We start from the raw sequence: 22,626 nt of genomic DNA, 5'->3' as shown, positions 1-22,626 counted from the left end.
AAATAATATCTCTTTTCAGATCTAAAAGGTCTGGCTTAATGCAAGTTTTAGATGACAGTCTCAGTCTTTGAGACTAATTGATGTGCGGCATTTTTAATTGCAGCTGCATCGTATTCACATTCATTGTGTAATTGCGGCTGGTCACCATGCTCAACAATACGATCAGGAATTCCCAGACGTTTTACTGAAGCTTTGTAGTTATTATCTGCAGCAAATTCAAGAACAGCAGAACCAAAGCCTCCCATTATACAACCATCTTCAACTGTGATAACAGATTTATGATTTTGAAAAATCTCATGAAGCAGTTTTTCATCAAGAGGTTTGACAAATCGCATGTCATAAACTGAAGGATTTAAACCTTCTTTTCGCATTTCTTCCGCTGCATCTAAGGCATAATTTCCGACTTGTCCAATTGAAAGGATTGCAATCTCTTCTCCTTCTACTAGTCTCCTTCCAGTACCAACTTCTACTTTTTCCATTGGTGTTTTCCAGTCCGGCAGGGTTCCTTGCCCTCTTGGATACCGTATTGAGAACGGCCCATTGTATTCACTAGCTGTGAACATTAAATTTCTTAATTCAGCCTCATTCATAGGAGCTGAGACCACCATATTAGGAATACATCTCATGTACGCCACATCATATGCGCCATGATGGGTAGGTCCATCAGCACCTGCTACTCCAGCTCTATCCATACAGAATACTACATGTAGTTTTTGGATACATACATCATGGATCACTTGATCATATGCCCTCTGCATAAACGTACTGTAGATATTGCAGAATGGAATCATTCCTTGTGTGGCCAGACCTGCAGAGAAAGTAACAGCATGCTGCTCAGCAATTCCCACATCATATGCACGATCTGGGATAGCTTCCATCATTATCTTCATTGAAGACCCAGACGGCATGGCAGGAGTAATTCCTGCTATTTTTTCGTTCTTTTCGGCCAGTTCAACTAAAGTGTGACCAAAAACATCCTGGAATTTGGGAGGTTGTGGTGTATCGTGTTTTTTCTTATTTATGGCCCCGGTTATCTTATCGAAAGTTCCGGGTGCATGCCAAAGCGTTTGATCTTTTTCTGCAAGCTCATATCCTTTCCCTTTGACTGTCAAACAATGTAAAATTTTAGGCCCAGGAATCTTCTTCAAATCTTCCATCACATCAACCAAATGATTTACATCATGGCCGTCAATGGGGCCGAAATATCTAAGATTAAGTGATTCAAACAGGTTGCTTTGCTTCAGTAGAAAGCTTTTCATTGAATTTTCGACCTTGGCCGCTACCTCTTGCGCATTCGGGCCAAACTTGCTGATTTTGCCTAAAAGCTTCCAAATTTCATCTCTTACCTTATTGTAAGTTTGACTAGTCGTAATGTCTGTTAAATAATCCTTTAGTGCTCCTACATTCGGGTCAATAGACATGCAATTATCATTCAGCACTATTAGTAGGTTGGAATTACTTACTCCTGCATGATTCATCGCTTCAAAAGCCAATCCACCAGTCATTGCTCCGTCACCAATTACCGCGATATGTTGTTTATCAGTATCATTTTGAAGGCGTGAAGCTTCCGCCATTCCTAAAGCAGCTGAAATTGAGGTGGAAGAGTGACCCACACCAAACGTATCGAATTCACTTTCACTTCTCTTAGGGAAACCAGAAATCCCTTTGTATTTTCTATTTGTATGGAATGAATCTCTTCTTCCTGTCAGAATTTTATGCCCGTAGGCCTGGTGGCCAACGTCCCAAACTAGTTGATCGCTAGGGGTATTAAATACATAATGAAGTGCTACGGTTAGTTCTGTAACTCCGAGACTTGCTCCAAAATGACCTCCGTATATTGATACATTGTCAATGATGAAATCTCTCAACTCATGACAGACTTGTGCTAACTGACGAACATCCAATTTTTTTAAGTCGTCGGGCGAGTTGATTTCTGCTAAAAGAGGTCCTGGTTTAATCTCCATTTCAAATTGTATTTCTTCCAAACTCTACTTTCCTAATATTGTTTGGAACTGCTATCCATAATCCAAGATAGTCTGCAAAAATAAGTATTCGATAGAAAGGTAAATTAATCAAACTTAAATTCTAGATAGTAGGTAATTTTGAGTTGTGGCGAATGACGAAAAATTTGAAATAAAACTTGAGCTCTTTGAAGGGCCATTTGATCTACTGCTATTCTTCATTGAAAGAGATGAGCTCGATATATATGATATTCCAATTGCAAAAATCACGGATGATTTTTTGCAGTATCTCGAACATCTTGAGAAACTCAATGTAGAAATTGCAAGTGAATTCATTCTTGTGGCAGCTACATTGATGCGCATCAAGGCGAAAATGTTACTACCTAGACCGGTTGTTGATGAAGAGGGGAATGAAATAGATCCAAGAGAGGAGTTAATTAAGCATCTACTAGAGTACAAAAAATACAAATCTGTTGTTGCTACTCTTTCGGAGATGGAAGCTGAACGACTCGACAGAGAAAAGCGCGGCAATCTTAAGAAAGAGATCAGAAAGCTTTCTGAAACCATCAATGTAGAAGCAGAAATGCAGGACCTTGATCTATACAAGATGATGAAGGTATTCCAAAAGGTGATGAAGCGATATGAATTTGAGCAGAATAAGCCTATTCATAAAGTTGTTCAGTATCCTTATACAATTGAGAAGCAAAAGGCCAAACTAATGGAGCGATTGGTGTATGGTAAAAAGCTCTCCTTTTCAGAAATGGTTGAAGAAAAGCCTGATAAAATTCTCGTCATTTTTAACTTTCTCTCAATACTCGAATTGTTACAGCTCAAGCAAATCGTAATCTCATTAGGAGAGGGTTTTAATAACTTCTGGATCGAAAGAAGAGATGAAGCTGCCATGGCAGACAAGAAATAAAAAAAGCCTGTGTAAACCACAGGCTCTTTGATCTCATTTAAAATTCCAATTAGAATCTCTCAGTAGCAGAGAAGAAGAAGCTTGCTTCAATCGCAGCATTCTCATCAGAATCCGAGCCATGTATAGCATTCGCTTCAATCGATGTAGCAAACTGCTTTCTAATTGTTCCTTCTGCAGCTTCTGCAGGATTAGTAGCACCAATTAAGTTTCTAAAGTCTTCAACAGCATTATCTTTCTCTAAAACCATAGCGATGATCGCTCCTGATGACATGTAAGAAACCAAATCATTGTAGAAAGGTCGCTCCTTATGAACCTCGTAAAATTGCCCTGCTCTCTCAGCAGATAATTTGGTAAGTTTTGCTGCTTCAATTCTAAAGCCTGCTTCCTCAATTATTTTAATAATTGCCCCTGAGTTGCCAGCACCGAATGCGTCCGGCTTAATCATGGTAAAAGTCTTTTTTCCAGCCATTATTTGTATTTTTTTTCGCTTCAAAAATTCGGCGCAAAAATAAGAGATTCCTTTAGAGTTTGCTTAGCATTCGCGTGTTTTATAAATGTTGCTAATTTTGCCGCTCACTTTTGCCCTGATTGGGCATTTTTTATGAAGGACACACAGGCGCTAAAGGACTTCTTAGATACCCCAAGAAAGATCGTAATAACAACCCATGCAAATCCTGATGCAGATGCCTTAGGATCATCGCTTGGATTACATCATTTCCTGGAAGGGTTAGGGCACGAAGTGAAAACGATAGTACCTAACAGTTATCCTGATTTTTTGGAATGGATGCCCGGGAACTCTAAAGTCATCAATTATGAAAATAATGTCGAGGAATCAAATGAATTGCTGAACACAGCAGATTTATTATTCTGCCTCGATTTCTCTGGTTTTGCCCGCATTAAAAGCATGAAGGAGGTCGCGTCAACAGTGTCGGCTAAAATCGCTCTTGTTGATCATCACCTAAATCCTGAAATAACTCCAGAATTTGATTTTTGGAATGATAAGGCTGCTGCTACTGCTGAGTTAATTTTTGATCTAATCGAGGATTATAGCGGGAAAAACGTAATAACTAAAGAAATAGCCGAATGCCTATATGCTGGTGTAATGACAGATACGGGATCATTTAAGCATAATTCAACTACCTCCAAGGTCCACAGACTTGTTGCTGATTTAATCGACTTAGGGGCCGATGTAAATAAAGTAAGTAGACTTATCTATGATACAAATTCACTAGATAGATTGAGGTTTATGGGGCATGCCCTAGCAGAAAAACTTCAGGTGATTGAAGATTCGAGAGTTGCATACTTTGTTATTGAAGAAAATGATTTCAACAATTTCAGATTAAAGCAGGGAGATACTGAAGGTTTAGTTAATTATGCACTTTCAATTAAGGGAATTGTAGTCGCAGCTATTATAATTGAGCGCGAAAAAGAAATAAAACTTTCTTTTAGAAGCATCGGTGATTTTGCTGTAAATAAATTTGCCGAAGAGCACTTTAGCGGCGGTGGACATAAGAATGCTTCTGGAGGAATGTCAGAGCTAAACCTTGAAGAAACAGAGAAGAAATTCAAAGAATTAATAGAATCAGATATTTTAAAAACGAGATCTAAATGAAAAAATTAGGATACATCCTGCTTGCACTTATTGTCGCATCATGTGCAAATGACAGCTTCGAAACAGAAGGTGGTACAACAGTTACATACCTTAAAAAAGGTGAAGGTGAAGCATGGAAGGATAGCACAATATCATATTTCCATATTCAATATTTTACTGAAAGTGGTAGTGAGATGTTTAAAAGTGAAACTCCCGCTCCTATGAGGATTGGCGGTCAATGGTCTGAAGGTCGAGGAGAGCTATTTCAAATATTACCTCTACTTAATGTTGGCGACAGTGTGAAATTTGAGATCGCAGCTTCAGACCTATTTGAAAATACTTTCAGAGCGCAAAGACCTGATTCTATTCCAGCAGAAAGCAAAATATCATTTTGCCTCGCAAAAGATAGGCAGTTGACCGAAGAGGAATATTACTATGAAGCTGCATTAGGACAAAAAGAGGTGATGCAATCATACATAGATACTGTCCAGCTTCAGGCTGAGCTGCCAGTACTTGAAAAATATTATGCTGACAACAATATTTCACCTCAAATTACAGAAAATGGTGTTGGTATCGTTATTACTGAAGAGGGCAGCGGAGAAAAGCCAAAACCAGGACAATCATTAAAAGTTAATTATTCTGGCTACCTATTAACAGGGGAATATTTTGACTCAAGTGTTAAAGAAGTAGCAATAGAACAAGGTTTATATGATGAGCGTCGTGAGCCATATGGCCCGTACGAGATGAAACTTTACCTAAGCCAGGTAATTGGAGGATGGCATGAAGGAATTGCTGAATTGAGAGAAGGAACTAAGGCTACATTATATATTCCAAGTCCTCTAGGATATGGCCCAAGAAACAGAAGTGAAGTGATTACAGCCAACTCAATATTGGTATTTGACGTTGAGCTTGTTGAAATAGTAGAATAAGGAAAATGAAAAAAGGATTATTTATCATCGTATTTGCATGGATAATCGCGGCATGCGGAGATGGAAATTTACAAATTGAGGTTGACCCTAATGTTCAAAAAAATATAGATGTTGGTTTGATTGAAGACTATTTGACCGAGAGAGGTTTCGGTGAAAATGATATCGACACAACCAGCACGGGTGTTAGATATGTAATACTTGATAGAGGAACCGGGGCAGCAATCAGTGAAAGTGACCAAGTTAGATATACATACGTTGGTCAATTTTTAAGTGATACTATTTTTGACACCAATATTCAGTCTATCGCAGATAGTATACGTTTGGCCCTTGTTGAAGATAGTGTTGGATTGGCAGATAAATCAGAGCACGAATTGTATCTAAACCAATTCTCCGAGGATAGAGTATATGATACTTTTTTCATTACATATTCGTCGAGTGGCTGGAATTTTCCTTCAGGCAGAGGGGTTGCAGACGGTTTCTTTAATGGAATTGCGGAGACCTTTAATCAATTAAATGTCGGCGGTGAAGTTCTTCTGGTCCTCCCTTCAGCGGAAGGTTATGGTGAAGAAGGTTCAGGTGCATTAATTGGGCCCAACGAGGTTCTAGTATTTACTCTCTCACCGAAAGAGGTTGAAGAACAGTAGATTGAAGATTTGCTTTGCCTCGCATAATGCCAATAAGGTGAAGGAAATGAATGAAATCATGCCAGTTGGCATTTCTATTGTTGGATTAGATGATCTAAACATAACCGAAGATATTGCTGAGACCGGCTCTACGCTTGAAGAAAATTCTGAGATTAAAGCATCCTATGTTTTCGACCGTTTAGGTATTCCGGTATTTGCAGATGATAGTGGTCTTTTAGTTAAGTCTCTTAATGGCGAACCAGGTGTCTATTCCGCTAGATATGCTGGACCAGAAAAGAATGATGACAATAACATGAACCTCCTTCTCGAAAACTTGAGGCATCATGAGGATCGTTCTGCCGAATTTCAGACAGTAATTACTTATATCGATCAAAAAGGGAGTAAAAGGCAATTTAAAGGGGTCGTTGAAGGCCAAATCATTAAGGAAAAAAGAGGAAATAACGGATTTGGATACGATCCAATTTTTCAACCTTTAAATCATGAGGTTACATTTGCAGAAATGTCGCATCAATTGAAGAACCAAATCTCGCATCGAGCCAATGCTGTTCAGCAATTGCTTGATTACCTTTCATAAACATGACCAAACCAATCATCGTAGGAATAACCGGAGGAAGCGGATCTGGGAAGACGCTGTTCATGAACAGTCTAATCTCTAAGGTTCCAGAGGCTTCTTTACTTTCGATGGATAATTACTACGTAGATATCTCTAAGCAAAAAAAAGATAAGGAGGGTATTGAAGATTTTGATCGCCTGGAATCAATAGATCACCAATTGTATGTCAACGATCTAAAGAAATTAATCAAAGGAGAAACGATTTCCTTCAAAGAGTACACTTTTAATAACAGTGGTTCAGAGGGCAAAACGATTACAATAGAAAGCAAGCCTGTAATCTTGGTAGAAGGAATTTTTGTTCTTCATGTTCCTGAAATCAGAGAACTCCTAGATCTTAAATTGTATATAGAGGCTCCTCATTATTTGATGATGAAGAGAAGAATAATAAGAGATGCCAATGAACGAGGATATGATTTAAATGACGTATTATATCGTTATGAACATCATGTAACTCCTTCCTATAAAAAATACATTGAGCCATCTAAGCAGTGGGCAGACATAATTATACCTAACCATGATAGTTTTGATGCAGCACTAAATGTCATTTCTACTTTTCTAAACCAGTGATTTTACTACATTTGCCGCACTTTGAAGATTTCTAATACAATATCGAAAAAATCGGTGCAGGCAATTTTCGGCATTATGATGGCATTTTTTGTGCTCACTCAGGCCGCAATTGTACCTGATCAGGTATCTGATAAGCAAGAACAAACAGAAAATGGAGAAGGTGAGGAACAACAAATTGCTCAATTAACCGCTGTACCATCATCTTCTTTGCAAATTAATCTTGACTATCAATCTTACTTGTTGACCGAGGTATTTTATCAAGATCTTAAAAAGATAAATTTCCCTGGAACGAAACTTATTCTGCCTTCTACGCAAAAAGCGCTCAAGGTGATTTTTCGGCGTATCATAACGCCAAACGCTCCATAAGGTAACTTCCTACCAAGCAATCCAATTTTAAATTTTACAAAGAAAAAAATAGGCTTTACCCTAAAGCCCAAATATTACAATCATGAAAAACAAAGGATTTATAGTATTCCTAACAATACTGATATCAGTACTCTGTATTTATTATTTATCGTTTACTTATATCTCTCAAAACATTCAAAAAGGTGCTGTTGAAGCTACTCAGTCTGAAGATGGAACATTGAATGCAACAGAAAAGCAGCGCTATCTCGATTCCATTTGGAATGAACCTGTATATGATCTTTTTGGAATCAATTATACCTACAAAGAGATCAAAGAAACCGAATTGAACCTCGGACTTGACCTTCAAGGTGGGATGCACGTAACACTAGAAGTTTCACCAGTTGATATAATCAAAGGACTGAGTGGAAACAGTGGCGACGCTGACTTTAATGCTGCTTTAGATCAAGCTAAAGCAGCTGTGAAAGGTACTCAGCTAAATTTTGTAGATCAATTCTATAGCAAATTCAAGGAAAATGCTCCAGAAAAAGAACTGGCTCAAGTTTTTGCAACTGCAGCAAATAGAGGAAGGATAAGTCTTCAAAGTACAGATGCTGAAATTTTAGATATCATTAATACGGAAGTAGAAAGTGCTATCGACAGGTCTTTCAATATTCTAAGAACAAGGATTGATAGATTTGGAACTTCTCAACCAAATATTCAAAGACTACAAGGCACTGGCAGAATTCAAATAGAATTACCGGGAGTAGACAACCCACAAAGAGTAAGAAAACTACTTCAAGGTGTTGCTAAGCTAGAATTCTGGGAAGTATACCAGCAACAAGAAATTGCTCCGGTACTAATTGCAATGAACAAAGTAATTGTTGATGAGATCAGACGAAATCCTTCTTCAATAGAATCATCCTCAGAAGATGAACAAATCAAAGATGATCTTACAGCCCTTCTTGGTGGAGGAGAATCAGATTCATTAAGCACTAGCCAAGAAGACTCTCTTCAAAATGCAAAGCTCGATTCACTTATAAGCACGCGTAACTCTCCATTATTTGAATTGATGGTTTCTACACAGTTCGGAGGACTCATTTACAACTTAAGAGATACGGCTCAGATCAACAGAATGCTCGAAAGAGATGATGTGCAAGCGCAGATACCTGCTACTTTGAAGTTCCTTTGGGATGTAAAGGTGAAAGACAAAGGAGAAGATCTTACAGGTCCAGACTTGCTTGAGCTATATCCAATCAAAACCAATAGAACTGGAAAAGCCTCATTGACTGGTGAGACCATTTCAAGTGCTACGGCATCACTTAATGAAAGAGCTGAACCAGAGGTAACCATGCAAATGAATGCAACTGGGTCACGAATCTGGGGTAAAATGACCAGAGAAAATATTGGCAACGAAATCGCAATTGTTCTTGACAATTATGTGTTTTCTGCTCCTTCGGTAAGAGGTGAAATACCAAATGGAAGTTCATCAATAGAAGGAGGATTCCAGGACATTGAAGAAGCTAAAGATCTTGCGAACATTTTGAAAGCTGGTTCGCTTCCAGCACCGACTACTATTGTAGAAGACGTTGTAGTTGGACCAACACTAGGAAAAGTAGCACAAGATCAAGGACTTAATTCTATCTTAATTGGATTGGTGATTGTTATCATTTTCATGGTATTCTACTACGCTAAAGGTGGGTTTATTGCTAACCTAGCATTGTTTTTCAATGTCTTCTTTATAATGGGTATTCTTGCCCAATTCGGAACTTCATTGACCTTGCCAGGTATTGCCGGTATTGTGCTTACCATAGGTATGGCAATTGATGCGAACGTTTTGATTTTCGAGAGAATTAAAGAAGAACTTAGAAATGGATCGGGTCTTAAAGCGGCAATATCATCAGGTTATTCAAAAGCTTACTGGTCAATTTTTGATGCGAACGTTACTACTTTAATTGTAGGATTCATCCTTTTTACCTTAGGTCAAGGGCCTGTAAAAGGGTTTGCAATCACCTTAATGATCGGTATTGTTTGTTCATTCTTTAGTGCTGTTTTCATTACTCGAGTTATCGTGGAAGCATTCTCTAAAAAAGGAGATAATTCTAAGCTTTCATTTGCAAATGCATTTTCTAGAAATGCACTTACCAACCTGAATTTCGATTTCTTGAGCAAACGCAAACTAGCCTATGCCTTCAGTATGATTTTCATTGGTGTTGGAATCGTTGCTATGATCGTAAAAGGAATCACTCTAGGGGTAGACTTCAAAGGAGGAAGATCCTATGTAATCACTTTTGATGAGGCTAGGACTCCAACAGAGATTAGAACCGGACTTGGCAACTATTTTGATGGGGCTGGCACCGAGGTAAAAACATTCGGAGCTCCAGAAATACTTAAGGTAACAACTCCTTACATGATTGATGATGAAAGCGATGAAGCTGATCTTCAGGTAAGAGCGGAGTTAATTAAGGGGCTTGCAGAGTCAACAGGCTTGACATATATCGAAGATGACACTCAACTTGTTGAAGGTGGATTCACTATTTCAAGTTCATCAAAGGTAAGTGCAACCATTGCCGATGACATTAAAAACTCATCTTACAAGTCAGGGATTTTTGCACTGATCTGTATTTTCATCTACATCGTATTCAGATTTAGAAAATGGCAGTTTGGTCTTGGAGCGATCATTGCCTTGTTCCATGATACTATGTTTGTTTTATCTGCATTTGCGATAGCTAACATGTTAGGTATTTCCTTCGAAGCGGATCAGGTATTCGTAGCTGCGATCTTGACAATCATTGGTTACTCAATCAATGATACGGTGGTTGTATTTGATAGAATTAGAGAAAACATGGGCATCAAGTCAGGCTCTGAGTTGATCCCTGTTTTTAACGAATCTCTTAACAATACCATTAGTAGAACATTCATTACGTCAATTACTACACTAATTGTTGTAATTGTATTGTTCTTGTTCGGAGGTGCTGTACTTCAAGGATTCTCTTTCGCACTGCTTGTCGGAATCATCGTTGGTACATACTCTTCCATCTTTATCGCGACACCAATTGTGATTGATTTGAACAAAAAGAAAAGCTAATAAAGTATACCATACTTAGTTCGAGCCCTCATTTACTCCATTTGTAGATGAGGGCTTTTTTGTGCCCCATTAGTATTTTAATTAACTTGATGCAACCAAATCTCTGCAACGCTAATGGGTAAATATCCAGTCTATGCCATCATGGCGCTCGTTTTTATTGGAATTATTAAGCTTATTCAGGTTACAGCCTTCGACGTTGAACAATATAAAAAATCAAAGGAATCAAGCTTTGCAAATTATGGCACTGAAATATCGGAGCCTGAATGGAAAAAGAAAGGTACAGATTTAAATGAGCCTTCGGCAGAGGAGTCAAAGATTGACTCGAATCCTTCAGATTCAATCTCAACTAAGGAAAGTCCATCTTCCATTCAAGATTTCGAAGTAGCGAAAGAGGAAGAATCATCAAGTGATGAATCTTTTCAAAGTCCAGATCCTGTTGAAGAAAAGCCAACAAACCAGCCAGTAACTTATTCTGGTTTGGATGATTTAAAGAATAATTATCTGGCTCCAATTATCGCAAGCCTACCTCAAGGTCAATTAAGAGAAGATGTGGTCATTAGATATTATAAGCACCAAAAAGATGGTTACAAAGTCTATTCACTAAAGGCACTTGGATATTACATCCATGAAAAGCAAGCCACAGAAACAGCGGGGCTAGGTAGCAATGTATTGTATTATGGAGATGACGTAAACAACTCAGACATCCAAATCGTGGCACTCACATTACTCGCTGAAGGTTTGCCAATCAAGTCCATACTCCCAACTCAATTTAGCTGGAAAGCAACTTCCATTGAGATCGGAACGGATACGCTTTTAATTAATGAAGAAATTCTTTCTGAAGCTGATATAAAAAGCTTCGTAAAAGAATAATCCTTAATAAGTGATTTCAAATTCTTTAAATCCTTGAATCGGTATCTCTGTGATCTTAATATCATCCACTCGAGCAATTGAGGGACCGTTCTTGCACCACTTAAGAAATAATTCTAAACTTTCTTCAGCACCCTCGACCTCAATCAAAACTGATCCATCGGATTCATTTTTAACCCAACCTGTCAAGCCAAGATTATCTGCCTCTGTTTTGGTTGATGCTCTAAAAAAAACACCTTGAACTCTGCCAACGACTTGAACTCGGTAGCCCATTAGCCCTCTTCCGCAACTACTTCAGTGACCTCAGGAACCATTCTCTTCAGCAGATTTTCAATACCGTTTTTCAATGTAATGGTCGAAGAAGGACAACCGCTGCAAGAGCCTTGAAGTGTGACAGTAACAACCCCATCCTTGTATGAAGAGAGCTTAATTGCACCTCCATCCATTTCTACTGCTGGCTTAATATATTCTTCCAATACTCCTTTGATCTTCGCTTCGGCATCATCTCCAGTTAGCTCCTCATCAATATTATCCTTGATCTCCTCAGTAATAATAGCTTTTCCTTCAAGCAAAAAGTCCTTGATATACTGTTGAACTGAGTTTTTAACTTCAAACCACTCAACTTCTTCCTTCTTTGTGACAGTAATGAAATTACTCATATAGAAAACACCTGTAACGAAATCAAAATTTTCAAAAAGTGCCTTTGCTAATGGTGCTTCTCCCGTGCTCTCAAGGTTAGGGTAGTCTCGGCTAATGCCTTCCGGCATCAACATATAATTCACCACAAACTTCAAAGAATTTGGGTTTGGGTTAGATTCAGTATAAATATTTACCGCTTTCGGTGCCTCAGTCGTCTGCATATTTGGTTTGTTTAGCATTACAATCACAAAGTTCGTAGAAAAGTTCGGAAAAAAGGAACGACTTACACGTATAGTATAATAACCATACTTTCAATCGTTTTTATCACCCTAAATCCAAAAGCTATGGTCACTAAAAAAATGCAGGTTGCCTTGTTTATAGGTACACTAACAGTCCTAGCATTAGGACTCTCTTTTTACCTCTCTTACGTTATGCTTTCTTAGCTTTCGGAAGTCAACTCACCTTCTGATTTAGCAATAAGTGTTGCAACAGTTGCATCACCAGTCACATTAGTAACAGTTCTGCACATATCCAGGAATCTATCTACAGGGAATATTATGGCGACCCAGGCAGGATTAAGACCTACCGATTGAAGTACCACTATCATCATAATCAAACCAGCACTTGGGACTGCTGCCGCGCCAATCGAAGCTAATGATGCAGTTAAAACAATAGTTAGCTGTTGTCCAATAGTTAAATCAATAAAGTGAAGCTGCGCCATAAAAATCACCGCCACCGCTTGATGCAGGCTCGTCCCATCCATGTTTACCGTAGCACCTATCGGCAAAACAAAACTTGAAATCTTTTTAGGAACACCTAGCCCTTTTTCGACACACTCCATTGTTACAGGCAATGTTGCAGCACTAGAACTTGTAGAAAACGCTAGAAATTGCGCTGGACTCATTTTTTTGAAAAAGCCTTTGTAAGAAAATCCCTTCATCAACAATTTCAGGATTAGCGGGTACATGATGAATATCACGAAGAATAGTCCTCCCAAAAGGGTCAATGAGTAAGAACCTAAGCCAAGGAAAATTTCAAAAACTTCCGCTGGCGTATCAGCCATCTTAGCTACAACACCAGCAAGCAATGCAAACACGAAAAATGGTGCGGCTTTCATTACTATATCTACCATCTTTAAGAAGACAGCATTGATGGCTTCAACAAAGGCTACTGCAGGAGCTACAGTTTCTTTTGGAAGCAGAACGGTTGTCACTCCAAAGAAAATAGCAAAGAAAATCACCTGAAGCATCAGCTGATTATTTGAAATAGATAAAATGATATTTTCAGGAACCATATCAACGACAAACTTCAAAGGAGAGCTCTCTTTTGTAGCTTTAGCACGGTCCATTTTATCTTCAAGATCATTTCGTTCTTGCTCAGACATTTCTCTTTCTGCTTGTGCATCGGTTAAATACTTGCTGTATTGAGGATCCGATAAAAAAGACTTCCCATCTTGGGAGAGACCCATATCATTATCCTGAAGCCATATTTCGTAAGAAAGTCTGTTTTTAATTCTCTGTGTCTCATCAATGTGAGATCCAGGCTTAATCACATTAACAAATAGAAGTCCAACACCAATAGCCAAGAACGTTGTAACCATATATGCTGACACAGTCTTTGCCCCCAATCGACCCAAGCTTGAAACATCGCTTAGACCGGAGATTCCATTGATGATTGAGAAAAGAACTAACGGAACTGCGATGAACTTTAATAAACGAATAAATATCGTCCCAAAAGGATCTATCCAGTCAATCGTAAATTCATTCCATCCTAAATAACTAGATAAAAAGGCCCAGATAGTACCAAGTACTAATCCGATAACAATTTTGGTATGTAAGGGTAACTTCTTCATTTGATCTTAGTCATTTACGTGCTCTTTCAGAATATCTTTATCTATTGCATTTTCAGTAGATGCCACTACGACCGACACAGCAGCATCTCCACTAATGTTGATCATCGTTCTCACCATATCCAAAATTCGTTCAGGCGCCATTATCAATGCTATACCTGCGGCAGGTATACCTACAGCCTCAAGAACAATCACAAGCATAACAAGGCCAGCTCCCGGAACACCTGCAGTACCTACTGCAGCCAGTGTTGCTGTAAGCACGATCATTAGTTGGGAACTAAGTGAAAGGTCAAGACCTAGCGCTTGTGCTATGAAAATGGCAGAAACTCCCTGATACAGGCTTGTTCCATTCATATTAATAGTTGCTCCAAGCGGCAATACAAAGCTGCTCACCTCCTCAGACACTCCGAGATGCTTTTCCACACGCTCCATTGTAACCGGAAGGGTTGCTGTACTTGAACTAGTACTAAATCCGAGTAGCATTGCCGGACGCATGCCTTTAAAAAAGTCAATAACATTGATCTTGGTAAACATTCTTAGCAGCAATGGATAAATGACAGTCATCATTATTAACATACCTCCAATCACCGTTAGAGAGTACCATAGAAGCGCATACAACAATTCCCAGGCTTTACTAGGATCATTTCCTGCTATTTCAATCAAAAGTGATGCTATGAGCGCAAAAACGCCATAGGGTGCTATGAGCATTATGAACTGAACAACCTTGATAATAATATCATTAAAGCCGTTAAAAAAGGCAATTACCGGAGCACTTGTCTCTTTCGGAACTCGAAGCATTGCTATACCTATAATGATGGCAAAAAACACCACCTGGAGCATGGCACCATTGTTTGTAGCAGCCATAAAAATATTATCCGGAACCATATCCACTAGCGGCTGCAATGGACCTCGGGTTCTAACCTGCTCCGCTACATCAATTTTGCCTGCAGCATTGGAATTATAAAGTTCCATCAGGTTTGATCGGGTTGATTCAGGTAATTTATGACCTGGCTTCACAATCGCTACTATAGACAAGCCAATCGTAATTGAAATGACTGTCGTAACAATAAATATCAAAAGCGTCTTTCCACCCATTCTTGTAAGTTTGGAAATATCACCAATATTGGCAACGCCAATAATTAAGGACGCAAGAACTAGAGGGACAGCAATCATTTTCAATCCTCGAATGAAGATTGTACCAATAGGTTTGATGTAATCAATGGTAAATCCGGACATGGAAGGAAACTGGATGCATAGCATACCGAAACCTAGTCCCAATGCCATTCCGATCAATATTTTGGTGTGGAGGGGAAGCCGCTTAATCATCTGAAAGTGTTGGGTTCAAGTATAATTTAATGTCGTATTAGCCTCGCAATTTATTGGTTTGAGCCAATAAAGAGAAATCTGCCATGACAATTGCCGACATTGCCTCCACAATAGGTACAGCTCGAGGCACTACGCAAGGATCATGACGTCCTTTGCCCTGAACAGTGGCTGCATTTCCTTCTTTATCAATGGAAGATTGATCTTGCATGATTGTAGCTACAGGCTTGAATGCCACATTGAAGTAAATGTCTTCACCATTTGATATTCCTCCTTGAACTCCTCCCGAATGATTCGTTGTGGTGTGTATTCTACCATCATTGTTTTCGATTGAGTCATTGTGTGTAGACCCTCTCATCTTTACACCTTCAAATCCACTGCCTAGTTCAAAGCCTTTGACTGCATTTATCGACAGCATTGCATGACCTATAGCTGCATTAAGTTTATCAAAGAGTGGTTCACCTAATCCAACAGGAACATTCGAAATAACACCGGTCACAACACCTCCAATTGTGTCTCTCTCTTTCCTGACTTGATCGATCAACTCAAACATCTCTTTTGCCATTTCTGTATCTGGACATCTAACATCGTTAGACTCAGTTTGAGATAGATCAAGTTCTTTGTATGATTTGGAAAGTTGCAATTCACCTACTTGCGATACATAGGCTTGACATGCAATCTTCAGTTGACGAAGCATCAACTTTGCAATTGCTCCAGCTGCAACCCATCCTGCTGTAATTCTTGCAGAACTTCTCCCACCTCCTCTATAATCTCTGATACCATATTTTTCTTGATAGGTGAAGTCAGCATGAGATGGACGGTATACGTCTTTGATATGATCGTAATCCTTACTTTTTTGATCTTGATTTTTAATCAAAATGGTAATTGGAGCACCGGTAGATTTACCTTCAAATACTCCAGAAAAAAACTCAAATCCATCGGCTTCTTTGCGCTGAGTGGTTATTCGTGACTGACCAGGCTTTCTCCGATCGAGTTCTGACTGTATGAATGTTTCGTCAATCTCAATGCCTGCAGGACACCCATCGATAATGACACCAACCCCCGCACCATGCGACTCACCAAAAGAAGTGATTTTAAAAATGTTACCAATCGTATTGCTCATGTATTATGCCGTCTTTTTGAACAGCAGGTAGGCAGTAAAGCCTAGTGTTAAAGCAATAAAGATATTAACTATGATGATAACCCAACTATTACCATCTACAGCCTTTAGGTCATTACTTGCATTGGCTATTTGATCATAGTAATCTCCTAAATCATTCGAAGCAATTGACAGGTTTTTTCTACTCTCACCTGTCACGATTAGCATATGCTTAGATGAAAGTGTATCATAGTTTTCAGTCGATGGATTAAAATAAATCCAGTTAAAATAATCGGCTAGATCGTACTCTCCAGGTTCATTTGGGATTGCATAAAAATCAAAGCTTTTGACACCTCGAACCTTACCACCACCACGATTCACCTGCTGGGTGACATTAGGCGCATAAAAATCGAAATTGCTCTCAGCCTCAGGCTTTGGAGGTTCTATTGCTGTGACGTTGCCTTCACCCACAATGTTAAATTCATAGGTAAAGCTTTGACCCGTTTCAAGTTCTTTTTTACTAATGGATTCCTCCAATCGATAATTACCTACTGCAACTTGATCTCTCATAGGATGCGGCGGCAGTTCTTTGACTTTTACAGATTTTGGTCTCGAATAAAAAGTCTCGTAATCTTCTTGCCTGTTTCTTCCGAAGAATGAAGGGTTCTTAGCCACTTTATACTTTATCATTTTTAAGCCTACGGAAGGAAATTCAATATCCTTAAGTGTTAACGGGTAATAAGCAGTTTGATAAATTTTATATCTGGTATACTTTCTTCCCCCAATAGTTACCGGATCGCCAGAGATTTGGTCAATACTAAAATTCTCTTCCCAGCAGCTAGGTGGCTTTACTGTTTTAACGATTTCAGTGATCTGATTTGCCAGATCGTAAAAACGCATTTCAGCTCGATTTGCCTCTGCTACATAGAATGCTAAAGTTGCAGTGAATCCCTCTCCCACGTATACTTCATCTTTATCTAATGAAAGAGCTACAAAAGCATCTGCCTTAATATCCACGAACTCTTCTGGCTCAGATCTATTTCTAAAAAAGTCTTGAAACGAATCTCTGCGTCCTTGTCTTGCTTGCCTTTGGACGGCCTCACCAACGTTAATTTCAACACCTTCGGATTTCACATCTTCACCATTGATGGTCATAAAGAAGGGAGCCAATAAAAATTTACCCTTTTCAGTAGCTTGATAATTCTGGGTAAGGCTTTGTGTAGAAGACATCTTTCCATTCACATAGTTAGTGGTTGTAGAAGATGACGTTCCTCTTTTGATAAAACCTTCTATCGATGGAAAATCGCTGTATTGTTTGAGTCGGTCGTTTTGGACCTGAATGGTAATGGTAAAGTACTGATTGATACCGATTTCATTCGTCCCAATTTTTATAGACGCGTCCTGAGCAAAAACTTTTGATGCAGATAATAAGATCACTGCACAACCTATCCAAAACTTGTTCGTTAACTTCATGTGTCTTGTAATTTCAAACGCACTTGAAATGATCACAATCATTTCATTGCAACCGCAAATTATTTACTCAAACTAAATGTTATAATTAATCATTCGCTAAATCCAAACGCCAAATTTACGGCCTGGGTTTGATCATTAACAATTATTCACATGCTAGAGTACTTCAAAACTATTTTATCGAAAGTAAGCTTTGATAAACGGCTATTTGAAAAGGAACTTCGGAAAGCGATCAAGGCATTAATTCCCGACGAAGTAACTGAATTAAAGGAATGGTGTTATGCCAAGTTTGGAAACAGGTACGAACCCATTCTGGTCACATGCTTCTCTGAATAATATAAAAAGCCCCGATGTGAAGACATCGGGGCTTTCTTTTTCTAGATGTTCTTCTACTTTTTGTTTTGAAATTTCTTCAAGATTTGCTCCATATGCTTGCCTGCTGCTTCTCTTCCGCCCAGCCCATAAGAAAGTGCTACGGCAACAGCAATGGCTCCAAGAGTAAGTCCAAAGGCTAGCTCTACTATGCTATTCGCGATTCCCATCGTACGGAGCGCTATGGCCAAGAATAACCCAATGATTGCAACCCTTGCGATTCCGGCCACGAATGTGTTAGCACTCATGGACTTGTAAATAATTGATCCAAGGAAATTGCCCATCACTAAAATCACCAATCCGAAGAGGACATTGCCTGACAGATTTAGGATCGTATGCAATACTTCGGCTAGACGATCAAGCCCCAACATTTCTACTCCGGAGATCACTCCAAAAAACACCATGAAGAAAAATATGATGTTTGCTACTATCGAAGAAAGTTTCTGCTCGCCTAAAATGGATCCGAGTTGCAATTTTTCTACCAATGAATCAATTCCCAGATTGGCCAGCAAATCTTTTACAAAGGAGGTTATAAACCTTCCTCCAACCACAAAGATTGTGATGATCAGTACTGCTCCAATAATGTTAGGAACTGAATCCAACATCTGATGCAATACATTATTCGCTGGATTAGTAATCGCCTCCAAATGGAGTGCATTAAGGCCTTGAATTATAAAAGGAATAAAAATTACAACGAAAACCACTTGCTGAATGAAATGCACCAACTTATCGGTTTCCTTAAAACCCATATTGTTTGCCAAGCGATCGAAGAAGCTTCCAGCCATCTTGACAAGGTTTGATATGAATTTTGCGATTATATAACCAATGAAGATAATCGCCATACCAGCAAGAATATTCGGTATGAATCCTAGAAACTCATTAAGCATGTTGCGGATAGGATCCAGCACATAGCTTACGCCAAGCATCTCTAGAACGATGAGAAGAATGATGAGCATCAGAATGTAGTACACCAAGTTCGCAATGAACTTATTGGTATCAACAATGGTGTTGCCCAAGAGGCGTTCATCCCACTCGGTCTTTTTCATTAGGCTATGCACTACTTTTCTTACAAGTATTGCAAAAAGCCAACCGACGATCAATACAACTACAGCTCCCACTACACCTGGCAGTGAATCGCTAATGGTATGAATCAAACGCTCTAAATAGTCTGGCATGTTCATGGTTAGGTTGGTTTAATTAAAATTAATCTTCTATTAATCCAAATATAGGCATTTTAGTAACTACCTATCACCATGAAAATTGATGTTATTCCATCACACGGCCGTCTTCCAAATTGATCACTCGTGATCCATATTCGGCAAACTTCTCATTGTGAGTTACTTGGACAATTGTCATTCCTTCATTGTGCAATTGCTTTAGCACATCCATCACCTCTTCACCTTGCGAAGAATGAAGGTTACCGGTAGGTTCATCTGCCAACAGCAATTGAGGTTTACCAATAATGGCTCTTACCACTCCAACTAACTGTTGCTGACCGCCTGACAATTGCTCAGGAAATAGGTCTTTTTTCGCAACCATATTGAATCTATCAAGCATTTCGGCAATCATGCTTGCGCGCTCTTTTCCTTTGATTCCTCGATAGATCAATGGTGTTTCAATGTTTTCATATACAGTGAGCTCATCAATCAGATGGTAGGCCTGGAAAATAAATCCTATGTGTTCTTTGTGGATCCTAGAGATTCTTTTCTCACGGAGCTTATGCACAGGCTCGTCCATGAAGTAGTATTCTCCTTCCGAAGGTCTGTCAAGCATACCTACGATGTTGAGTAAAGTAGATTTACCGGAACCAGAAGGTCCCATTATGCTTACAAATTCACCTTGCTTAATCTCAAGATCAATTCCCTTTAAAATGAAGGTCCGTTGATACTTAGATTCAATGAATTTGCTTACGTCTTTTAGGTTTATCATTTAATTGAGGTTTTTGACAAGCTAAACCTAACGAAATCAGATGAATTTAGATACACAATTCACTCATGTATCTATCTGGTTTTTAATAAAAGTTTAGTCAACGCCAGAATGCTATAAGATTTCAAATGCTGAAATTTTTAATCTTAATTGGATCAAATATAAGAATCGCAATGCATTCCTTTCAACAAATTAATGCTCTCAGTGCTTCTTGAATTTTAATTGAAATCCATCGGATGCACGCTGATCAACAGTAAGTTGACCATCAACAATAGATATAACACCCAGATTTTGAGAATCAACCTCAAGAATCTTCACATCATTGAATTCCTGTATGGAATAGTTGTAGGTACCAGTAACTAACCCATCATAAATGGCATTAGCACCTTGATTATTATTAACAATGGTCACTTCCTCATCTCCAAAATCCCAAGTAATTGTTCCCTCCGAAAAATTAACATCAATACCCGTAAGCCCTCCATTAACGTTGACAAGATCCCATTTTTGTTGAATTTGATTTTCTATCGAAGAATCGCCACTATAATCGTAAAGAAGCGGCTCATCATATCCATCAATATTCAAGATTATTCTCGTGTAATCTTCTGTTTGAATAGGGATTAAATCAAATGATACGGTCTTTGTAAATACTGCTGCACAAGCCTCCGGATTATCCAAAATCATTTTTAAATTTCTTTGAATTGGAAAAGACTCGAGAATTACTTCTTCATCGACCATTTTTTCTTTCCAACTCTCGCCACTACATCCAGATGCAGAATATTCTATTTGCAAGCAATTTTCAAGAATGCTAGCAGAAATAATTGTGTAAAAATCAGAGGTCTCATTTTGATATGAACCGGCATCCAATGCCACTATTGAATCGCAATTCGATGCCTTCACACCATCTTCTTCGCATGCGTTAAACAACGCTAATAGCATGATAAGAACAATTCCTTTTAGAAATGTAGATGTCAGTGAGAAATTAACCATGTACTATTAATACAGCTAACTCCTAAAAAACCCTACTATAGAAGATCATTTGCTAGATTGGCCAACTCAGATCTTTCGCCTTTTTCGAGTGTAATGTGAGCAAACATTGGATGATCTTTAATTCGATCAATTAAATAAGAAAGACCATTGGATTGAGAATCCAAGTATGGAGTATCAATTTGATAGATATCCCCAGTAAAAATGATCTTCGTATTTTCTCCAGCTCGAGTAATTATGGTTTTCACTTCATGTGGAGTTAAGTTCTGAGCTTCGTCAACAATAAAGAAAATGTTGGACAAGCTTCTACCTCGGATGTAAGCCAGCGGGGTTATCATCAGTTTTTCCTGATTTACCATATCTGTAATTCGAGTGAACTCCTTATCATTTTCCCTAAACTGATGCTGGATAAACTTCAGATTGTCCCATAAAGGCTCCATGTAAGGATTGAGCTTAGACTTTATATCTCCAGGTAAATACCCGATGTCTTTATTACTCAAAGGAACGATTGGTCTTGCCAAATAAATTTGCTTGAAATTCCTTCTTTGCTCAAGTGCCGAAGCCAGCGCTAGTAGCGTCTTGCCAGTACCCGCCACACCATTGATACTTACCAGCTTAATGTTCGGATTAAGCATTGCATGCATAGCAAAGGTCTGTTCAGCATTCTTAGGTTTAATTCCATAGACCATTTGCTTTTCGACCTTCTCAACCGCATCCTCCACTGGATTATAGTATCCTAAAACCGAATTTTTCTCGCTTTTAAGAATGAAGTAATTGTTTGCCGGGAATTTCTTACGCTTTAGGATTTTCTTACGATCAATTACATTCTTTTTGAACAATTCATCTATGTGTTCCGAGTTTATATCTTCAAGCTCGGTCATCCCTGTAGTTAGGGTGTTTACATTTTTAATTTTCCCTGTCTCATAATCTTCGGCGTGCAGCTCCAGGGATTTAGCTTTTAGCCTAAGGTTTATATCTTTCGACACCAAGATCACCTTACGCTTTGGCTCTTGTTCTTTGATAGTCAAAGCAGCATTTAGAATACGATGATCGTTTTTGCCGTCATTATAAATCTGAGTAGCATCAAGCGTACTATCAGAATCCATGATAACCTTAAAATTGCCTTTCGTTTTCCCATTTAGCGGGATCCAATCTTGTAGACTATGATCCTTTGCTAGGCGATCCAACAGTCTAATGAACTCTCTGGCTTCGAAATTTTTAGTGTCATTCCCCTTTTTGAATTGATCAAGTTCTTCAAGGACTGTGATTGGAAGTCCTACATCGTGCTCCGCAAAATTTAGAATTGAATCATGTGAGAATAATATTACTGAAGTATCAAGAACAAAAATTTTCTTCTGCTTGGAGGTTTTTGCCATGCGGATGTGTGGTTTACATTTCCAATAAGGATCTAACGTAATATTGGAGTTTCACTTGAAAAAAAGAA

General features: G+C 38.7%; 22 protein-coding genes. 10 read left to right on the top strand and 12 right to left on the bottom strand.

Annotation, left to right across the window (positions count from 1 at the left end; all coding sequences use genetic code 11):
* Window positions 1-47: 47 nt before the first annotated feature.
* Window positions 48-1,964 carry a 1-deoxy-D-xylulose-5-phosphate synthase gene (gene dxs, locus ACY650_RS10270; protein WP_462247243.1) on the bottom strand — a complete coding sequence of 639 codons (1,917 nt, stop codon included), beginning with the start codon at window positions 1,962-1,964 and terminating at the stop codon, window positions 48-50.
* Between the two features lie 145 nt (window positions 1,965-2,109).
* Here dxs and ACY650_RS10265 point away from each other — a divergent pair, with 145 nt between their 5' ends.
* Entirely contained in the window at window positions 2,110-2,880 is a 771-nt protein-coding gene (locus ACY650_RS10265) for a segregation and condensation protein A (RefSeq protein ID WP_462247242.1), read from the top strand.
* A gap of 49 nt (window positions 2,881-2,929) precedes the next feature.
* Here ACY650_RS10265 and ACY650_RS10260 read toward each other — a convergent pair whose 3' ends face one another.
* Entirely contained in the window at window positions 2,930-3,349 is a 420-nt protein-coding gene (locus ACY650_RS10260) for a nucleoside-diphosphate kinase (RefSeq protein ID WP_462247241.1), read from the bottom strand.
* A gap of 132 nt (window positions 3,350-3,481) precedes the next feature.
* Between ACY650_RS10260 and ACY650_RS10255 the strand changes: the two genes are divergently transcribed.
* From ACY650_RS10255 to ACY650_RS10220, 8 genes are all read left to right on the top strand, one after another.
* The gene (locus ACY650_RS10255; RefSeq protein ID WP_462247239.1) at window positions 3,482-4,492 is read left to right on the top strand and encodes a DHH family phosphoesterase; all 1,011 of its coding nucleotides are present in this window, start codon (window positions 3,482-3,484) and stop codon (window positions 4,490-4,492) included.
* Window positions 4,489-5,400 carry an FKBP-type peptidyl-prolyl cis-trans isomerase gene (locus tag ACY650_RS10250; RefSeq protein WP_462247237.1) on the top strand — a complete coding sequence of 304 codons (912 nt, stop codon included), beginning with the start codon at window positions 4,489-4,491 and terminating at the stop codon, window positions 5,398-5,400. Before ACY650_RS10255 ends, ACY650_RS10250 begins: the two co-directional genes overlap by 4 nt.
* A gap of 5 nt (window positions 5,401-5,405) precedes the next feature.
* Window positions 5,406-6,044 (top strand): FKBP-type peptidyl-prolyl cis-trans isomerase, encoded by a 639-nt coding sequence (locus tag ACY650_RS10245; RefSeq protein WP_462247235.1) that lies wholly within the window; start codon window positions 5,406-5,408, stop codon window positions 6,042-6,044.
* A 1-nt stretch (window position 6,045) separates the two neighbouring features.
* Window positions 6,046-6,618, top strand: a complete 573-nt coding sequence (gene rdgB, locus ACY650_RS10240) for an RdgB/HAM1 family non-canonical purine NTP pyrophosphatase (protein ID WP_462247234.1) — start codon at window positions 6,046-6,048, stop codon at window positions 6,616-6,618.
* Between the two features lie 2 nt (window positions 6,619-6,620).
* Entirely contained in the window at window positions 6,621-7,223 is a 603-nt protein-coding gene (locus ACY650_RS10235) for a uridine kinase family protein (protein ID WP_462247233.1), read from the top strand.
* Between the two features lie 75 nt (window positions 7,224-7,298).
* Complete coding sequence (locus tag ACY650_RS10230; RefSeq protein WP_462247231.1) at window positions 7,299-7,589, top strand: hypothetical protein; 291 nt, start codon at window positions 7,299-7,301, stop codon at window positions 7,587-7,589.
* 82 nt (window positions 7,590-7,671) lie between these two features.
* Window positions 7,672-10,653, top strand: coding sequence for a protein translocase subunit SecDF (gene secDF / locus ACY650_RS10225; protein ID WP_462247229.1), 2,982 nt, complete (start codon window positions 7,672-7,674; stop codon window positions 10,651-10,653).
* 114 nt (window positions 10,654-10,767) lie between these two features.
* Window positions 10,768-11,523 carry a hypothetical protein gene (locus ACY650_RS10220; protein WP_462247227.1) on the top strand — a complete coding sequence of 252 codons (756 nt, stop codon included), beginning with the start codon at window positions 10,768-10,770 and terminating at the stop codon, window positions 11,521-11,523.
* 3 nt (window positions 11,524-11,526) lie between these two features.
* Here the strand turns inward: ACY650_RS10220 and ACY650_RS10215 are convergent, their stop codons facing one another.
* The 6 genes from ACY650_RS10215 to ACY650_RS10190 form a co-directional block, all read right to left on the bottom strand.
* Window positions 11,527-11,793, bottom strand: coding sequence for an acylphosphatase (locus tag ACY650_RS10215; RefSeq protein WP_462247225.1), 267 nt, complete (start codon window positions 11,791-11,793; stop codon window positions 11,527-11,529).
* Window positions 11,793-12,380: a NifU family protein gene (locus ACY650_RS10210; protein WP_462254379.1), complete on the bottom strand. Its 588-nt coding sequence runs from the start codon at window positions 12,378-12,380 to the stop codon at window positions 11,793-11,795. The genes ACY650_RS10215 and ACY650_RS10210 overlap by 1 nt, the downstream gene beginning before the upstream one ends.
* 218 nt (window positions 12,381-12,598) lie before the next feature.
* The gene (locus ACY650_RS10205) at window positions 12,599-14,011 is read right to left on the bottom strand and encodes a dicarboxylate/amino acid:cation symporter (protein WP_462254377.1); all 1,413 of its coding nucleotides are present in this window, start codon (window positions 14,009-14,011) and stop codon (window positions 12,599-12,601) included.
* A gap of 6 nt (window positions 14,012-14,017) precedes the next feature.
* Window positions 14,018-15,334: a dicarboxylate/amino acid:cation symporter gene (locus ACY650_RS10200; RefSeq protein WP_462254375.1), complete on the bottom strand. Its 1,317-nt coding sequence runs from the start codon at window positions 15,332-15,334 to the stop codon at window positions 14,018-14,020.
* Window positions 15,335-15,371: 37 nt separating this feature from the next.
* Window positions 15,372-16,454: a chorismate synthase gene (aroC, locus tag ACY650_RS10195; RefSeq protein ID WP_462254373.1), complete on the bottom strand. Its 1,083-nt coding sequence runs from the start codon at window positions 16,452-16,454 to the stop codon at window positions 15,372-15,374.
* Between the two features lie 3 nt (window positions 16,455-16,457).
* Window positions 16,458-17,903 (bottom strand): BatD family protein, encoded by a 1,446-nt coding sequence (locus ACY650_RS10190; protein ID WP_462254371.1) that lies wholly within the window; start codon window positions 17,901-17,903, stop codon window positions 16,458-16,460.
* Between the two features lie 150 nt (window positions 17,904-18,053).
* Here ACY650_RS10190 and ACY650_RS10185 point away from each other — a divergent pair, with 150 nt between their 5' ends.
* Complete coding sequence (locus ACY650_RS10185) at window positions 18,054-18,236, top strand: hypothetical protein (protein WP_462254369.1); 183 nt, start codon at window positions 18,054-18,056, stop codon at window positions 18,234-18,236.
* A gap of 53 nt (window positions 18,237-18,289) precedes the next feature.
* Here ACY650_RS10185 and ACY650_RS10180 read toward each other — a convergent pair whose 3' ends face one another.
* The 4 genes from ACY650_RS10180 to ACY650_RS10165 form a co-directional block, all read right to left on the bottom strand.
* Window positions 18,290-19,447 (bottom strand): mechanosensitive ion channel, encoded by a 1,158-nt coding sequence (locus tag ACY650_RS10180; protein ID WP_462254367.1) that lies wholly within the window; start codon window positions 19,445-19,447, stop codon window positions 18,290-18,292.
* A gap of 91 nt (window positions 19,448-19,538) precedes the next feature.
* Window positions 19,539-20,201 (bottom strand): ABC transporter ATP-binding protein, encoded by a 663-nt coding sequence (locus tag ACY650_RS10175; protein WP_462254365.1) that lies wholly within the window; start codon window positions 20,199-20,201, stop codon window positions 19,539-19,541.
* 198 nt (window positions 20,202-20,399) lie between these two features.
* Window positions 20,400-21,185 (bottom strand): hypothetical protein, encoded by a 786-nt coding sequence (locus ACY650_RS10170; RefSeq protein WP_462254363.1) that lies wholly within the window; start codon window positions 21,183-21,185, stop codon window positions 20,400-20,402.
* A gap of 35 nt (window positions 21,186-21,220) precedes the next feature.
* Window positions 21,221-22,558 (bottom strand): PhoH family protein, encoded by a 1,338-nt coding sequence (locus tag ACY650_RS10165; protein ID WP_462254361.1) that lies wholly within the window; start codon window positions 22,556-22,558, stop codon window positions 21,221-21,223.
* Window positions 22,559-22,626 lie beyond the last annotated feature (68 nt).

Origin of the sequence: Ekhidna sp. (genome assembly GCF_963691765.1) — a bacterium.
Classification (GTDB): Bacteria; Bacteroidota; Bacteroidia; order Cytophagales; family Cyclobacteriaceae; genus Ekhidna.
Note: the sequence above shows the minus strand (reverse complement) of the source record. Positions and strands in the feature narration are given on the sequence as shown.

Excerpts from the sequence above, each read along its gene's own strand:
- dxs (WP_462247243.1), bottom strand. The coding sequence starts at position 1,964 with ATGGAGATTAAACCAGGACCTCTTTTAGCAGAAATCAACTCGCCCGAC.
- ACY650_RS10260 (WP_462247241.1), bottom strand. The coding sequence starts at position 3,349 with ATGGCTGGAAAAAAGACTTTTACCATGATTAAGCCGGACGCATTCGGT.
- ACY650_RS10255 (WP_462247239.1), top strand. The coding sequence starts at position 3,482 with ATGAAGGACACACAGGCGCTAAAGGACTTCTTAGATACCCCAAGAAAG.
- ACY650_RS10250 (WP_462247237.1), top strand. The coding sequence starts at position 4,489 with ATGAAAAAATTAGGATACATCCTGCTTGCACTTATTGTCGCATCATGT.
- ACY650_RS10245 (WP_462247235.1), top strand. The coding sequence starts at position 5,406 with ATGAAAAAAGGATTATTTATCATCGTATTTGCATGGATAATCGCGGCA.
- ACY650_RS10235 (WP_462247233.1), top strand. The coding sequence starts at position 6,621 with ATGACCAAACCAATCATCGTAGGAATAACCGGAGGAAGCGGATCTGGG.
- ACY650_RS10230 (WP_462247231.1), top strand. The coding sequence starts at position 7,299 with ATGATGGCATTTTTTGTGCTCACTCAGGCCGCAATTGTACCTGATCAG.
- secDF (WP_462247229.1), top strand. The coding sequence starts at position 7,672 with ATGAAAAACAAAGGATTTATAGTATTCCTAACAATACTGATATCAGTA.
- ACY650_RS10220 (WP_462247227.1), top strand. The coding sequence starts at position 10,768 with ATGGGTAAATATCCAGTCTATGCCATCATGGCGCTCGTTTTTATTGGA.
- ACY650_RS10215 (WP_462247225.1), bottom strand. The coding sequence starts at position 11,793 with ATGGGCTACCGAGTTCAAGTCGTTGGCAGAGTTCAAGGTGTTTTTTTT.
- ACY650_RS10210 (WP_462254379.1), bottom strand. The coding sequence starts at position 12,380 with ATGCAGACGACTGAGGCACCGAAAGCGGTAAATATTTATACTGAATCT.
- ACY650_RS10205 (WP_462254377.1), bottom strand. The coding sequence starts at position 14,011 with ATGAAGAAGTTACCCTTACATACCAAAATTGTTATCGGATTAGTACTT.
- ACY650_RS10200 (WP_462254375.1), bottom strand. The coding sequence starts at position 15,334 with ATGATTAAGCGGCTTCCCCTCCACACCAAAATATTGATCGGAATGGCA.
- aroC (WP_462254373.1), bottom strand. The coding sequence starts at position 16,454 with ATGAGCAATACGATTGGTAACATTTTTAAAATCACTTCTTTTGGTGAG.
- ACY650_RS10190 (WP_462254371.1), bottom strand. The coding sequence starts at position 17,903 with ATGAAGTTAACGAACAAGTTTTGGATAGGTTGTGCAGTGATCTTATTA.
- ACY650_RS10185 (WP_462254369.1), top strand. The coding sequence starts at position 18,054 with ATGCTAGAGTACTTCAAAACTATTTTATCGAAAGTAAGCTTTGATAAA.
- ACY650_RS10180 (WP_462254367.1), bottom strand. The coding sequence starts at position 19,447 with ATGCCAGACTATTTAGAGCGTTTGATTCATACCATTAGCGATTCACTG.
- ACY650_RS10175 (WP_462254365.1), bottom strand. The coding sequence starts at position 20,201 with ATGATAAACCTAAAAGACGTAAGCAAATTCATTGAATCTAAGTATCAA.
- ACY650_RS10170 (WP_462254363.1), bottom strand. The coding sequence starts at position 21,185 with ATGGTTAATTTCTCACTGACATCTACATTTCTAAAAGGAATTGTTCTT.
- ACY650_RS10165 (WP_462254361.1), bottom strand. The coding sequence starts at position 22,558 with ATGGCAAAAACCTCCAAGCAGAAGAAAATTTTTGTTCTTGATACTTCA.